The sequence below is a fragment of the Clostridium malenominatum genome (assembly GCF_039521365.1).
Taxonomy (GTDB): Bacteria; Bacillota; Clostridia; order Clostridiales; family Clostridiaceae; genus Clostridium_AW; species Clostridium_AW malenominatum.
This window is the reverse complement of the sequence record NZ_BAAACF010000001.1, coordinates 363256-379243: the sequence shown is the minus strand read 5'-3', so window position 1 is coordinate 379243 and position 15988 is coordinate 363256. Positions and strand designations below refer to the sequence as shown.

At 32.0% G+C, this 15988-nt stretch carries 12 protein-coding genes and 1 pseudogene; 5 read left to right on the top strand and 8 right to left on the bottom strand.

What is annotated here, in order from left to right:
- The first annotated feature begins 40 nt into the window (after positions 1-40).
- On the top strand, positions 41-2125 hold the full coding sequence (gene pulA, locus ABDZ69_RS01900) for a type I pullulanase (protein ID WP_343765930.1): 2085 nt from the start codon (positions 41-43) through the stop codon (positions 2123-2125).
- Between the two features lie 120 nt (positions 2126-2245).
- Here pulA and ABDZ69_RS01895 read toward each other — a convergent pair whose 3' ends face one another.
- The 4 genes from ABDZ69_RS01895 to ABDZ69_RS01880 all read right to left on the bottom strand — a co-directional run bounded on the left by ABDZ69_RS01895 (position 2246) and on the right by ABDZ69_RS01880 (position 6345).
- Complete coding sequence (locus tag ABDZ69_RS01895; RefSeq protein ID WP_343765928.1) at positions 2246-2695, bottom strand: YaiI/YqxD family protein; 450 nt, start codon at positions 2693-2695, stop codon at positions 2246-2248.
- Between the two features lie 6 nt (positions 2696-2701).
- Complete coding sequence (locus tag ABDZ69_RS01890; protein ID WP_343765925.1) at positions 2702-4054, bottom strand: glucose-6-phosphate isomerase; 1353 nt, start codon at positions 4052-4054, stop codon at positions 2702-2704.
- 70 nt (positions 4055-4124) lie between these two features.
- The gene (locus tag ABDZ69_RS01885; protein WP_343765922.1) at positions 4125-4937 is read right to left on the bottom strand and encodes a DUF368 domain-containing protein; all 813 of its coding nucleotides are present in this window, start codon (positions 4935-4937) and stop codon (positions 4125-4127) included.
- 79 nt (positions 4938-5016) lie between these two features.
- On the bottom strand, positions 5017-6345 hold the full coding sequence (locus tag ABDZ69_RS01880; RefSeq protein ID WP_343765918.1) for an MATE family efflux transporter: 1329 nt from the start codon (positions 6343-6345) through the stop codon (positions 5017-5019).
- 495 nt (positions 6346-6840) lie between these two features.
- On the opposite strand from ABDZ69_RS01880, the gene ABDZ69_RS01875 reads away from it, so the two are divergent.
- Together ABDZ69_RS01875 and ABDZ69_RS17095 are read left to right on the top strand one after the other, a co-directional pair.
- Entirely contained in the window at positions 6841-7602 is a 762-nt protein-coding gene (locus ABDZ69_RS01875; protein WP_343765915.1) for a Nif3-like dinuclear metal center hexameric protein, read from the top strand.
- Positions 7603-7678: 76 nt separating this feature from the next.
- Positions 7679-7792: pseudogene (locus ABDZ69_RS17095) on the top strand (GNAT family acetyltransferase); the annotation flags it as partial.
- Positions 7793-8327: 535 nt separating this feature from the next.
- Here ABDZ69_RS17095 and ABDZ69_RS01865 read toward each other — a convergent pair.
- Together ABDZ69_RS01865 and glsA are read right to left on the bottom strand one after the other, a co-directional pair.
- The gene (locus ABDZ69_RS01865) at positions 8328-9731 is read right to left on the bottom strand and encodes an alanine/glycine:cation symporter family protein (protein ID WP_343765911.1); all 1404 of its coding nucleotides are present in this window, start codon (positions 9729-9731) and stop codon (positions 8328-8330) included.
- A gap of 113 nt (positions 9732-9844) precedes the next feature.
- Positions 9845-10777 (bottom strand): glutaminase A, encoded by a 933-nt coding sequence (glsA, locus tag ABDZ69_RS01860; RefSeq protein WP_425544636.1) that lies wholly within the window; start codon positions 10775-10777, stop codon positions 9845-9847.
- Positions 10778-10998: 221 nt separating this feature from the next.
- Between glsA and ABDZ69_RS01855 the strand changes: the two genes are divergently transcribed.
- The gene (locus ABDZ69_RS01855; RefSeq protein WP_343765905.1) at positions 10999-11943 is read left to right on the top strand and encodes a LysR family transcriptional regulator; all 945 of its coding nucleotides are present in this window, start codon (positions 10999-11001) and stop codon (positions 11941-11943) included.
- Between the two features lie 232 nt (positions 11944-12175).
- On the opposite strand, the gene ABDZ69_RS01850 is transcribed toward ABDZ69_RS01855, so the two are convergent.
- The gene (locus ABDZ69_RS01850; RefSeq protein WP_343765902.1) at positions 12176-12460 is read right to left on the bottom strand and encodes a hypothetical protein; all 285 of its coding nucleotides are present in this window, start codon (positions 12458-12460) and stop codon (positions 12176-12178) included.
- A 506-nt stretch (positions 12461-12966) separates the two neighbouring features.
- Here ABDZ69_RS01850 and ABDZ69_RS01845 point away from each other — a divergent pair.
- A complete protein-coding gene (locus ABDZ69_RS01845) occupies positions 12967-13911 on the top strand; it encodes a hypothetical protein (RefSeq protein ID WP_343765899.1) in 945 nt (314 codons plus the stop codon).
- 538 nt (positions 13912-14449) lie between these two features.
- Here ABDZ69_RS01845 and guaA read toward each other — a convergent pair.
- Positions 14450-15982 (bottom strand): glutamine-hydrolyzing GMP synthase, encoded by a 1533-nt coding sequence (guaA, locus tag ABDZ69_RS01840; protein ID WP_343765896.1) that lies wholly within the window; start codon positions 15980-15982, stop codon positions 14450-14452.
- Between the last annotated feature and the right edge of the window lie 6 nt (positions 15983-15988).

The window sequence follows — 15988 nt, the reverse complement described above, 5'->3', positions numbered from 1 at the left end:
ATATTATAATATTATATAAAAATTTAAGGAGGATAAAATTTTGATTAATATAGCATTTTTATCAAATTTTTCCAAAATCATATTAAAATTTATAAACTTAGATAATTTTAATATAAATAATTTATTTATTTATAACGGCTATTTCCCCATATCTATAGCTAATTACACCATAAAAGAAAATAATATAGAAATTTTTTTAATAGAAGATATAAATATAAAAAATGAAACCTACCTATATTATGATAAGGTAGAGTATAAAGTGCATTACTATCCTCTTTATTCTTCTGAAGCCTTCAACTCCAGATATTATTTTGAAGGGGAATTAGGATTTAAGTATAATGGTAATAGTTCAACCTTTAATATTTGGTCCCCCGCTGCCACTTCCATAAACCTATTAATATACTATAGCGGAAACATAGGAGTGGAGGAAATTCCAAGAGAAATTCCTATGAAGGAAGGAGATTTTGGAGTATGGACCTGTACTTTAGAAGAAAACCTAGAAGGTCATTTTTATACTTACAAAGTAAATGTATATAATGAAACTTACGAAGCGGTAGACCCTTATGCTAAAGCGCTAGGTATTAATGGCCACAGGGGAGCTATTATTGATATGAATAAAACTAATCCTCCTGGCTGGAAAGAAGTTACTTCCCCTACTCTTAATAATTTTACAGATAGCATAATATACGAAGTCAGCATAAGAGACATATCTATGTATCCTAATAGTGGAGTTTTCCATAAAGGCAAATATTTAGGATTGACTGAGTACCCCATTTTAAATCACTTGAAAGAGCTAGGAATAACCCACCTTCAAATAATGCCTTTTTATGATTTTTCTCATAGAAGTGTTGACGAGCAAAACCCCTTATCCTTCTATAATTGGGGATATGACCCTCAAAATTATAATGCTCCAGAAGGAAGCCTTTCCACAAACCCTTATGACCCTTATATCAGAATTTACGAATTAAAGAAAATGGTTTTATCTCTTCATGAAAATGGCTTTAGAATAAATATGGACGTGGTTTACAATCATCTATGGGATGCCCAGGATAATAATTTTCAAAAAATATTTCCAGGTTACTATTTAAGGTATAACAATGAAGGTTTTCTTAGTAACGGAAGTGCCTGTGGTAATGATACTGCATCTGAGCATTTGATGATGAGAAAATTTATAGTAGATTCAATTAAATATTGGGTTACTGAATATCATATAGATGGTTTTAGAATGGACTTAATGGGACTTCATGACATAGAAACTGTTAATCTTATTAGATATACCCTAGACAAGATAGATGAATCTTTAATGCTTTATGGTGAAGGTTGGAATCTTTCCACAACACTACCTATAGAAAAAAGAGCTATAAAAGACCACCATTATCAAATGCCTAAAGTAGGTCATTTCAATGACTTAATAAGAGATAGTATTAAAGGACATGTTTTTAATTATAGGGATACTGGATTTGCTACAGGAAAACAAGGCATGGAAAATAATATAAAAGCCTGTGTTAAAGGGATTTTTTCTTCTCCTTATCAAGGAATAAATTATGTTTCCTGTCACGACAACCATACTCTATGGGATAGGATTAATTTAAACTGCGAATATGATAGCTTGGAAGATAAGAAATATATGCATAAATTATGTAATGCTATTGTATTTACTAGTCAAGGCATACCTTTTATTCATTCAGGAGTGGAATTTTGTAGAAGTAAAAGCTTTGTAGAAAATAGTTTCCGTTCATCGGATCATATAAATTGGATGGATTATGATAGAATATATAAATTCGGCGATGTATTTTCCTACTATAAAGACTTAATAAAACTTAGAAAAGAACATCCTGCCTTTAGAATGAATAGTAAAGAAATTATAGACAATGACTTAGAATTCATAGAAAATACTCCTAGCAATGTAGTAGCCTTCTTATTAAAAGACCATGCTAATGGAGACTCTTGGAGAGATATTCTAATAATTTATAATTCCAATAAAAATTCGCAGTGGATAAATATACCTGAAAAAGAATGGAATTTAGTGGGCACAAGAGACTTAATAAGCTCTACTGCTATAAGAACATTTTCTGGTGATTATATAGAGGTAGACGGAGTTAGTATGACGGTTTTATTTAGTTAAATAGTTTTTTAGATTTCTAGATGATTAGTTAATGAAAAAGTCCTGCGGAATTTTTATATTAATAAAATTCCGCAGGACTTTTTTACACTTTCAACTACTTATCTAAAAAACGAGTAATATTCATCTATTCTCTAGCAAAACTCCTTCAATAAGTTTTACTAAATTCCTATAAAGCCTCTCATCATCTTCCTTGCTTCTTTTTTTGGGATTGGAAGTTCTTCCTCCAGCTTTTCTAACCTTTGCTCCAATATGTCTTTCAAATAATAATCTATCTATATTGTCATTATCATAGATAAATCCCTTAGGACTTACGGCATAAGCCTTTTTGCCTAGACACATGGCTGCTACTCCAAAATCTTGAGTAACAACTATATCTCCCGCCTTAGTCTCATTGGCAATAACCATATCTACACTTTGAAAACCTGCTTCTACATATTTTATCTCGCTATAGTCGCTATTTAATATATGATTCATATCACAATACATTATTACGGATATATTATTTTCCTTTGCTGCCTTTTCAATTAAGTTTCTTCCAGGGCAAGCATCTGCATCTACTAAAATACGCATATTATTTTAATCATTTAACCTTTCTTCTAACTTTTCTTTTAAATCTTCAAATCCTGGTTTCCCAAGAAGTGAAAACATATTCTTTTTATAGTCTTCTACTCCTGGTTGGTCAAAAGGATTAACCCCTAAAAGATATCCACTAATTCCACAAGCTTTTTCAAAGAAATATACAGCATAACCAAAATAATAAGGCGTTAACTCTGGAATACTCACAATTATAGCAGGAACTCCTCCATCATTATGAGCTAATACGGTTCCTCTTAAAGCCTGTTTATTTACAAAATCCATAGTCTTTCCACTTAGGAAGTTTAACCCATCGGAGTTTTCCTTATCTTTTTCTATTATAATTTCTTCTCTAGGCTTTTCTACATTTATAAAGGTTTCAAATATTATTCTAAGACCATCTTGAATATATTGTCCCATGGAATGTAGATCCGTTGACAAATCAACTGCTGCTGGGAATATACCCTTTCCGTCCTTTCCTTCACTTTCGCCATATAACTGTTTCCACCACTCGCCAAAATAATGCAAACAAGGTTCAAAGTTAGCCATAATCTCTATAGATTTACCTTTTCTATAGAGAGCATTTCTTGCTGCGGCATATCTATAGCAAGGATTCTTATGTAAATCCTTAGCCATAAAATCTTCTCTAGCATCAAAGGCACCCTTCATCATCTTATCTATATCTATACCAGCTACAGCTATGGGAAGTAATCCAACTGCAGTAAGAACAGAATATCTTCCCCCTACATCATCTGGAATTACAAAGGTTTTATATCCTTCTTTGTCTGCTAGAGACTTCAGTGCTCCCTTTTCCTTATCTGTAGTTACAAATATTCTATTTTTACTTTCCTCTTTCCCATACTTCTTTTCAATTAAATCTTTAAATAATCTAAATGCTATAGCAGGTTCTGTGGTAGTACCTGATTTTGAAATAACATTAATAGAAAAATCCATATCTTTAACTAAATTAATTAAATCATAAATATATGTAGAACTTATATTATTTCCAACATAAAATATAGCTGGAGTTTTTCTCTCTTCCCCTGATAAATTGTTATAAAAGCTATTACCTAAAGCTTCAATAGCTGCTCTAGCTCCCAAATAAGATCCACCTATACCTATAACTATCAAAGCCTTTGAATTACTTTTTATAATTTTTGCAGCTTCTTTAATTCTTTCAAATTCATCCTTATCATAATTTAAAGGTAAGTCTATCCATCCTATATAATCATTACCTGCACCTGTGCCATTATGCAGCATGTCATGAGCTTCGTTTATATAAGGCTCTAAATACCCAACTTCTTCTTCCCTTAGATAAGGCTTTGTATAACTTAGATCCAAAGTTATCTTACTCATATATAATCCTCCCACAAATTTTATAATATTGATTTTATTATAACAGTATTTGTAAATTGAGTAAATTATATTAGTCTGTAATGCCTTTTTTACCTAACCAAAATATCATTATAAAGCCTATAATAAATACCATAGCAGATGGTATAAGCTGAGAGGTTGATGGCACCCCAGGAAATACTGGAAGCAAAGAGCCTACCACGAACCCTATTATAAGCATATAAGCTTTATTAGGGTGCTTTTGAAGAAAACTTTCTATAATTTTTGTGGTAGCTAAAGTACCTACTACTATACCTAAACCAAATGGAATTAAAAATGGAATATTTAAATCATTTATTGCATTAAGGGTAACATTATATAACCCTAAAACTAATAGCATAAAAGAACCACTTATTCCTGGTAATACTAAAGCTATGGCCATAACTATTCCTGCAATAAACAAAAATACCATGCTTAATATACCTTGAGAAGTAGCCATAGTGGTAGTTACAGTAGGTTCTGCAGATAGTAATAAAACCATTGTAAATCCTAATATAGCAAATATAAAATCCTTTTTATCCCTTTTACCAGAGGCAGTGGCCTTGCGATAAAGAAGTGGTAATCCTCCAATAATTATACCCATAAATAAAAATCTCATTATATGAGGATATTTATTTAGAGCATTTTCTAACAAACGACTAAAAAGCAATATACCTAAAATTCCTCCAAATCCAATCTCTAATAGTAGCTTAGTATGCTTTTTCCAATCCTTAAAAAATGAGCTTATAGCATGAATTAAATCATCATAAATACCTAATATAATTGCCATAGTACCCCCACTTACTCCTGGAACCAAAGTAGCAACTCCTACAGCTATACCTTTTAAAAAATTTTTTAAGCCTTTCACTTCATCACTCCTAGTAAATCAAATATATTTTTAGTTCTTGCCATTATCACTGATTTATTATATATTATACTACTCAATATTACATCATATTTTTTCTTAAGTAACTTCTAAATTGTATCATTTCATAACAAAGCATAGACATCCATCCTGCAATAACTCCGTAAGCAACACTTGTCATGCCAAAGTAAGGTGCAAGCACATAGGAAATAATAACTCTAAAAGATATTGAAATTAGTGTAGCAATTAAAGTTATTCTTGGCTTTCCTACTCCGCGGAAAAATCCTTGGAATATATTGCAAAGTGCAGAGAGCATGTAGAATAATCCCATTATCTTTAAATATTCCACCCCAATTGAAATTACCCCAACTTCCGTCTCTGGAACAAAAAACTGCATGATTAAATTTCCACCAAAGAAAATAATTGAAGTTATAAAAATACTGTAAGTGGCACTAATTATACTTCCCTGACGATAGCCTTCTTTTAATCTATCTTTCTTTCCTGCACCATTATTTTGAGCTGTATAAGTAGTAACCGCATCTGCAATGCTTCCAGCTGGTGCTATGGCGAAGGCCTCTATTCTTGTAACTGCACTAAAGGCAGCAATGGCATCTGTTCCAAAAGAATTGACTACACCTTGTACTAATATTTTGCCAATATACAAACAGGTTTGTTGCATAGCAGAAACCCAGCTATAGTTTATGGTAGTTTTTAGAAGCTCCTTATCAACAACTAATTCCTTTCTTTCTATATGTAATATAGGAACCTTTAAGTATACATATAAAATACAAAGTATTGCTGATATAGCTTGTGCAACCACTGTAGCAATAGCCGCCCCTGCTACCCCCCAGTGGAAAACTCTTATAAATATCAAATCTAAAACCACATTTATTATAGCGGAAATAACAAGAAAATTTACTGGGGTTCTAGAATTTCCAGTGGCTCTAAGTGCTGATGAGTAAAAGTTATATATAAAGGAAAATATAAGCCCACCAAAAACTATCTTTAAATAAATATCTGCATCTTTAATTATATTATTCGGAGTTCCCGTTAATATAAGAACCCTTTTAGAAAGCATTATACTCATGACTGATAAAAATAAAGTAAATATAGTTCCTGCAACTAAAGCTGTAGAAACTTCCCTTTTTAACTTTTCTTTTTCATCAGCACCAAAGAATTGTGCCATAAGAACTAGGGCCCCCATGCAAATTCCTACAATAAAGAAAATCACCAGTGACATAATGGGATTGGCAACTCCCACCGCAGCTAGAGCCTCCTTACCAACAAATCTACCCACTATTATTGAGTCCGCAGTATTATATAATTGCTGAAATATGTTTCCAAGCATCATAGGAACCGCAAAAGATACTAAAAGTTTTGAGGTATTCCCCCTTGTCATATCACCTTTCATAAACTCACTTCCTGTCTTTTAAATGAAAATTATTTTTATTATTTAAGTATAGCATATAAGAGTAATAAGATAAAAACAAAGATCTATTGTCAACAGATTATTAATAAATTAATTAAAAACAATTATGGACATAATATTGTTAATCAACTACAATATAAATTAACTGAAAATAAATACAAATTTAGCTATTTATATTTTACTAAGAGAAACAGGATGGTGTGGTACTGACATATTAATCTTAGGCATGACAATTGCTTAGAACAAATTTGGAACAGTAAAGAACTGAAATATAACTATTATCTTTGTGGTGAAATAACTAAAACAGGTATTGCACAACTTAAAATCCCAATTAGAGATACTAAGAGGTAAGCTGTATGAAAAAATGTAAGTACACAAATTTTTTTTGTATTATGATGTAATACAAAAAAATTAATTACAACCAAGGTAATAATGAGAATTGAAGGCAAAACATGATGAAAATGAGGTGGTAAGTATATGGATGTTTCACATATTGTTGAAAGAATTAATGATCTTTTTAATGTAACAAGTAAGGAAATCTATTCTAGTGAATCTGGAATTACATACCATGCAGATAAAAAAGTTAAAAAATTAGGATACTGTGTTAACCTAACGCTTGAAACTATAGAGGAAGCAAGAATTCATGGAGTTGATATGATGATGACACACCACGATGCATGGGATGAAATATATGGATTAAAAGAGGCATGCATAGAAAAACTAGCAGAGTATGGTATAAGTCACTACTATAATCACTTGCCACTTGATGACTGTAACTTTGGAACAAATGATAGTTTATTAAAAAAATTGAATTTAGAAAATGTTAAAAGAACCCACGAATGGGAAGGGTTATATTTTGGTAGAGTCGCAGAATATGATGAAGAAATTGAATTTAATGAATTAGTAAAAAATATTGAAAATCTACTTGAAGAACCAGTTAAATTTTGGCGGTTTAATGATAAAAAGGTGAAGCGAGTGGGCTTAGTCTGTGGTAATGGAGGGCCAACAACTTGCCTTAAGGAAGCAGTTGAAAATAAGTGTGATGTATACATTACAGGTGAATGTAATTTATATACGATTCAATATGCTAAGTTTAAAAGGATAAATCTTATCATTGGGAGTCATACTTTCACAGAATTCTTTGGAATTCAAAGTTTAGCATTGAAATTGAATGAGAATAAAAAAGAACTTGAAGTAGTGAGACTTAATGAAGAGCATTATGAAGCAAATATAAAATAAGTCAGTGTAGGGTGCACTACACTAAATATGAAAAGGAGAGATTTTAATGAAATATAGAAATGCCACATTAGAAGATATTCCTGCTATTTCAGAATTACAACAAAGGTATCATGTGTCAACTATAAGTGAAGAGGATAAAGCTGATGGATTTGTTACAACTTTATTTACAGAAGAGCAGTTTAAGGAATTAATCCAAATAGAAAATGGACTTGCTATAGCCTGTGATGGTGACAGAGTAATAGCTTATGCCATGGCTGCATCTTGGAAATATTGGTCTGCATGGCCTCTGTTTCAACATATGATAAACGACTTACCAGCTACAAAATATCTAGGTCAAATTCTTTCTACAGAAAACTCTTATCAATATGGACCAGTTTGCATTCATAAGGATTATCGTGGTTCTGAAGTCCTTTTAAATCTTTTTGAGTTCTCAAGAATTCAAATGAATAAAAGATACCCTATTTTAATTACCTTTATTAATCAAATCAACCCTCGTTCTTATAATGCCCATACTAAAAAACTTGGACTTGACGTAATTAAAACTTTTCAATTCAATAATAATCAATATTATGAGTTAGGATATGACACATCGAAGAAAACTAAAGGGTCTAATATTGAATATTAGAAATATATTAATTGACAAAAGACCTTAGGATTATAAATTCTTAAGGTCTTTATTTCACATTAATTTAAATCAATACCTAATATTCTATTTGCTTGAGTAACTAATTCCAGAAATCTGTCTTATCTTTCAATTTGATTGAGGAAGCTTTGAACACTGGGTTCTCTCCACTTTTTCTCTGCTCAATATAGTCATTCATACAAGCAATTACTGGATTTTTTAATATGAATATTGCTGGAATATTAATTAATGCCATTGCTGCCATAAATACATCCGCTGTATCCCATGCAACACCGAATTCCATTCCTGTACCAAGTAATATAACAAGTACTGCTATAGTACGGAAAACATTCAAAGTGCTTTTGCTTGTCTTTTCACCAAATATATATTTCAAGTTAGCTTCCGAGTAGAAATAGTTTCCAATTAAGGTTGTAAATCCAAATAGAAATAATGCAAATGTGAAGAAATGCTGTCCAAATACTCCAAAGTTATTAGTCAATGCAGCTACATTATATGCTGCACCAGCAATTTCTGGAGTTGGAGAAACTCCTGAAGCTAAAAGCATGATTGCAGTTGCTGTACAAATTATCCATGTATCTAGATATACTGACATCATCTGAACCAATCCCTGTTTTACTGGATGGGATACATCAGCTGCAGCTGCAGCATTTGGTGCCGAACCGATACCCGCTTCATTGGAATATAATCCTCTTTTTAATCCCATCATTACAGCTGATCCAGCGAAACCACCAAATATAGCCTTGAAGTCAAATGCTTGTGAGAATATATCAGCAAACATGGCTGGAATAATACCTATATTTTTAAATATTATGATAAATGCTATGATAATATACGTTACTGACATTATTGGAACAAGCAATGAAGCAATTTCACTTAATTTCTTTCCACCACCAAAAATACTAGCTCCAGTCAACACTGCTAAAACTGCTCCTACAATCATTGGAGTTGATTTAGGATTGTAAAAACTATATGTTGCAAATGCAGAATTAATATTATATGCTGCTAGCATGTTAAAGCCCACCATATATGTTAGAATTAAAATTATTGCAAAAATCATACCTAAAGTCTTGTTCTTCAATCCATCTTCAATATAATGTGCTGGTCCACCATATGAACCTCCATCCTTGTCACGTTTCTTGTAGATTTGTGCAAGGGTACTTTCAACGAAAGCAGATGATGCACCTAGAAAAGCTACAACCCACATCCAAAATACTGATCCAGCTCCACCTATACATATTGCTGTAGATACACCAACAATATTTCCCGTTCCAACTCTGGAAGCTGTAGAAACCATCAAAGCCTGGAATGAGGACATAGCTTTTTCATTTTCTGCAGGTTCATTTACAACTTTTATAGATTCCTTTAACAAACGTAGTTGAACAAATTTAGTTTTAAATGAAAAGTACAGTCCCCCTCCAATTAATAGTAGTGGTAAAAGATAAGTATATAGATAACCACTTAAACTACCAATAAATTTTGCATACATAATATCCCTCCTTAAAATTTTGTGACATTTTTGTTAGTTATTTTCTAAGTGCTATTTAATTAATTCTGCATAAATCACCTTCTTTCCATGACACTGAAACAAAAATTTTTCAATTAATACACCACATTACTTAATTCTCTACTAAAATAATGTAATCCTAACTCATTTGAAAGGTATTCAAGAATATGATAACCTCCTACACTGTTTCCCTGGGTATCAATTGCAGGTCCAAAAATTCCGATTCCCATTTTATTTTCAGCGGAAGCTACGATACCTCCGCCTACACCACTCTTTGCTGGCATACCTACCCTAATAGCAAATTCCCCCGATCCATCATACATCCCACAGGTCACCATAAGAGATTTTAGGATTTTTATAGTAGATTTATCAATCAATCGAATTCCAGATTTAACTTCAACTCCATCGTTTGCTAGGATTGATGCATAATTAGCCAAGTCATTGGTATTCATCTTAATCGAACACATTCTGAAATAAAATTTCAACGTCTCTTCCACATCCGTATCAAGAACACCGCTATTCTTCATCAGATATGCCATAGAGCGATTCAACAAGCCTGTCTCATTTTCTGATATGTATACGTTTTTATCAACCTCAATTAAATCTCTTCCGCAAAGCCTACGTACTAATACTAGATAATCCTCAAATTCATATTTATCAGCAATCAATCCAGCTACAGCAATGGCACCAGCATTGATAAAAGGATTTGATGGATATTTATTCTTTATTTCAAGTTTGTCCAGAGAATTAAATGGATCCCCCGAAGATTCCATACCTACTTTACTAAACACATATTCTGATCCAAAATGCTCTAGAGCAAAGATCAGAGAAATCGTTTTAGAGATGCTTTGAATAGTGAATTCATGCTGCCAATCTCCTGCATGGTATCTCTTACCACCCATCGTAACTATACTAACTCCAAGCAAATTCTTGTCCACTTTAGCTAATTCAGGAATATACGTTGCAACATTTCCTTTATTTATGTACTTGCGACCATATTCTAATGCATCATTTAATACTTCAGCAATATTTTTAATTTCCATATTATGAACCTACTTCCTAATATATTCAATCTCCTTATTATATATTATAATAACCTACTTGATAAACATTTGGTAATATTTAAAATATATAACTATTATCTGGAAAAGTTATAGCTATATCTTTAATAATATGATAAACTCTAATATAATTCTGTATAATATACATATTTTAACCATTACTAAGGTCAGGAAGGGGTTGTAATAACTTGGATGTTAATCAACTTGAAAGTTTTGTAACAGTTGCGGAATGTGGATCCATTAACAAAGCGGCAAAGAAATTATACATATCACAGCCTCATTTGAGCAATATAATCAGAGACTTGGAAAAGGCCATCGGGTTTGAATTATTCAATCGAACCAACAGAGGAGTAAGTCTGAACTCTGCCGGGGAGTATTTTCTTAAGCACTCCAAATCCATACTAAGCGAAATAGAAGCTTTAAGGAAATTCACACCTACAAATATTAAGATTTCAGACAAGTTACGTGTTTCCATGACTAAATTCACCCACATCATGGAAAGCTTCAATGAAGTTTGTAGCAGAACAGAAAACATCGATGAATTCACCTATCTTTTAAATGAAGGAACTACTAGGGATGTAATTACAGATGTGGCCAACGGATACACAGATGTGGGAGTTATCCATTACGATATACATGAAGCCAAGAACATTCGTGCTTTTATTGAAAAAAACGGATTGACTTGGAAAACGATTGCAAAGTTTACACCGGAAATCTGTGTTTCTAAGCATCATGAATTAATTAAGCAAGGAAAGATAATATCACTAGATACCCTTAAAAAGTACGGTTTTGTTCGATACCTTGGACAATATGAGGATTTCATATACAATATCATGAAAAAAGGATCTCATAAGGATCTCAATAACTCAAGTAAGATAATCTATGTATATGGACGAGCAACCTTAATGAGTCTCATTTCAACAAGTAATTTTTATACTATAGGAATTAGAGAATTCAAAAAACAGGAATCAATGTTCGATGTTATATCAGTTCCCATAGAATGCTGCGAAAATAGTGTCATATTTGAAGTGATAACAAAAAACAATGCACAATTAAATGATACGACACAGGAATTCATTGATAATGTTACAGAACGATTTAGTAGACTATCTGAACACAAGAGAGTAAAATAACAGGACAAGGTCCTTTAGAATCACTATACATAACAGAAACCTGATAACAGCTATCTCTAGCCATTATCAGGTTTCTGTTTTCTATTCCCACTCTACTCTTTAATATTATCTTCAATTAATATATGCTTGTTTTATGTATTTTTATTATTTATTTTACTTACATTATTTATGGTAATTGAGCTATTTAAAACTTTGTAGAATCATTTTAGAATCAAATTTATACGTAGTTAATTTATTCTAATGTTGCTGCTACACTCTCTTCAGCAATATTCTCTCTAGTAAATATTAAATTCCTAGGCTTTCTAGTTATTCTATAGTATCGTTTTTTATTACTTTTACTATCATCAATTTCAATTAATGCTTTCTCTATTAGCTTATCAGCTCTTTTATTAACAAATTGCCACGAGCAATCAATTTCAGTACTAGACATTGACTTTGTATATGCTCTTTTCAAACAATCTAATAAATTATATTCATTAACATCAGATAATACTGTTACAGTTTTCTCTACATCCATTATACGTTCAATTAATTCCTTATTTGAAACTACTATGCTAACTTTTGAAAAAACTTGTTCTCCTAAACAAGTAGGAAGCCGGTAATATTGAAAGTGATGTTTTTAAAAAGTGGCAGTATAAAGCTACAGCTATGAGAGATTAATGTGCCGAGGGCAAAGTTTCTGAACTGGAATTTGAAGAGTTCTTGTTTGGTAGCTTTGTGAATAGGAAGAGGAAATAAAATTAAGGGGTGTTTTCGTTTTGAATCACCTCTTTGATTATGACGGATCTTACAACCTTAATTGTTACTTTTGTACATAGATGTATAAATATTTACAAGCAATATGTTGAATATTATACTTTGTGTGTGCTAAAATTATTGTATATTTATACCAAATAAAATTTTATTGAAACAGCAGGCAATGAAAGAATGGTCGCATATGACGAATTTATATTGCCTCTTACTACGAAGTCACGCGAAAATTACATAGTATGTTATGAAAATAAAAGAAAAGAGGTCTCATTTATGGAAAAACAATCAGAAAATTTTTCATTTAATAAGAAAAAAGATAAAGCATTTCAAAAAATGGTGGAAAATGTAGGCGGAGCTATTACAGAGCTTGCTGACAAATCAAGAAATATAGCAGTAAAATCACAAGAAACAATTGTAAGTACAATTGACCAAAACGGAAATGGCGAAATTGATATTGAAGATATCATTATTTTAGGCTTAAAAACTCCTGGCATCAAAATTAACCGAAGTGAGTTTTTACAAAAAGAATTATATAAAAATTACGCACAAGAAGTTATTGATGACGCAATTGCTAATACACCTGCATATGCTCAAATTCCAGTAGCAGAAATAGATAAAATAGCTGATGAAGTAATTAAATTCGAAAGAACTTGTGTATCTGGCATTTCTGCCGCACTTGGTACACCTGGTGCTTTTGCTATGGCTGCTACAATTCCGGCTGATATTGTTCAATATTATGCTTACATGTTAAGAGCAACACAAAAATTATTATACTTATATGGATTTCCACAAATAGATGCCAATGAAAAAGAACAAAAATTTGATTCAGAAACAATTAATATCCTTATACTTTGTTTGGGAGTAATGTATGGGGTAGCAGGCACTAAAAATGCATTATTAGCTATGTCAAAAGCATTGGCAAACGGTGTCGAGAAAAAATTAATAAATACTGCCCTCACCAAAGGAACTATTTATCCAATCGTAAAAAATGTTATGAAATGGTTTAATGTAAATTTGACTAAAAAAGTATTTGCTGGTTTCTTCAAAAAAGCAATTCCATTTGTCGGTGGTGTAATAGGTGCAACTATTACATTTGTTTCATTTAAACCTTGTTGTGATAAATTAAAATCATCATTACAAGATACATTGTTAAGCAATCCACTTCACAACGAAACAGATGAAGAAAACCTTATTATTTGCAGTATTCAAGAGATGTAATTGTGATTTTGTTAAATATAAAACTACAAAAACTTAAGTCTTATCACTTGGTATTTTAAATCATTAAATGCCTTTTCGCAAAAATTACATATCCTTTTATGAGAAATATAATAATTGTTCTCAATATTTTAAAGATAGGAGGATATGCAAATGAAAAATAGAGGCACTTTGGGACTTATAGTTGATTTTATACTAGTTATATGCACTGGAGGGTTATGGTTAGTTTGGATACTTATAAGATATTTAAGAAACCACTAAATTATTAATCATTATCAATGTAATAGCCATAATAAGGCACACAGCTAAACTTAAATATTTAGATGTGTGCCTTAATTCTTGCATATTTTTCCGTTATCAAATCTGCTGATACTATATCTAAATTTTTGAAATGTTATCATTTTGTTATTACTGGTGTTGCCAGCTGAATTTTAATTGCATAATAAACCGCAAAACTGCATAAAACAAGTAAAAACAGGGTCACAAGACCCTGCTTTCTGTATATTTGCATATTTTGTTGTATAGTCGTAACCAGTGGGTATTATTCCCACTCGATAGTTGAAGGTGGTTTTGAAGTTATATCGTAAACTATTCTATTTACTCCATTAACTTCATTAACTATTCTTCTTGAAACCTTATCTAATACTTCATAAGGAATTCTTGCCCAATCTGAAGTCATTCCATCGCTGGAATTTACAGCTCTTAAAGCTACTGTATGGGAATATGTTCTTTCATCTCCCATAACTCCTACAGATCTAACGTTTGGAAGGCAGGCAAAGTACTGCCAAATAACTTCATCTAGCTGTGCATTAGCTATTTCTTCTCTAAATATAGCATCTGCTTCTCTTACTATTTCTAGTTTTTCTTCTGTAATTTCTCCAAGTACTCTTATAGCTAAGCCTGGTCCTGGGAATGGCTGTCTCCAAACTAATTTGTGAGGTATTCCTAACTCTTCCCCAACGGCTCTTACTTCATCTTTGAATAACTCTCTTAATGGTTCTATTAGTTTAAATTCAATGTCTTCTGGAAGTCCACCTACGTTGTGATGGCTCTTTATTGTGGCAGAAGTTTTTGTTCCACTTTCTACTACGTCAGCATAAATGGTTCCTTGAACTAAGAAATCAATTTTTCCTAGTTTATTTGCTTCTTCTTCAAACACTCTTATGAATTCTTCACCAATGATTTTTCTCTTTCTTTCAGGATCTGATACTCCTTTTAGCTTTCCTAAGAATCTATCCTGAGCATTTACTCTTATTAAATTCATATCAAACTGCTTTTTAAATATGCTTTCAACCTGGTCTCCTTCATCTTTTCTAAGTAGACCGTGGTCAACAAATATACAAGTTAAGTTTTTTCCTATAGCTTTATGAACTATAAGGGCTGCTACTGAGGAATCAACACCACCAGATAAAGCACATATTACCTTTTTATCTCCCACTAATTCCTTTACTTCTCTGATTTTTTCTTCAGCAAAGGAAGCCATGGACCAATCTCCCTTTAATCCGCAAATGTTGAAAAGGAAGTTTGATAACATCTTCTTACCAAAAGGTGTATGCTCTACCTCTGGGTGGAACTGAACACCATATATTTTCTTTTCTTCATTAGCCATAGCTCCAACTGGACATACCTTTGTATCTCCAACTATAGTAAAGCCTTCTGGAGTTTTGGATACAAAATCTGTATGACTCATCCAACAGCTTTCTTCCATATTTATTCCTTCGAATAAGGAGCAAGTATTATTTAACTTTACTTCAGTTTTTCCATATTCTTTTATTTCAGCACTTTGAACTACTCCCCCTAAAGTATGGGAGATTAGTTGGTGACCGTAGCATATTCCAAGTACAGGAACTCCTAACTCAAAAATTCCCTTGTCTATTTGAGGAGAATCCTCACCATAAACACTGTTAGGTCCACCAGTAAAAATTATTCCCTTAGGATTTTTTTCTTTTATTTGCTCTATTGTATAAGTGTAAGGTATTATTTCGCAATAAACATGATTTTCTCTAACACGTCTTGCAATAAGCTGATTATATTGTCCGCCAAAGTCTACAACAAGAACTAATTCTCTTTTCATTAAGTT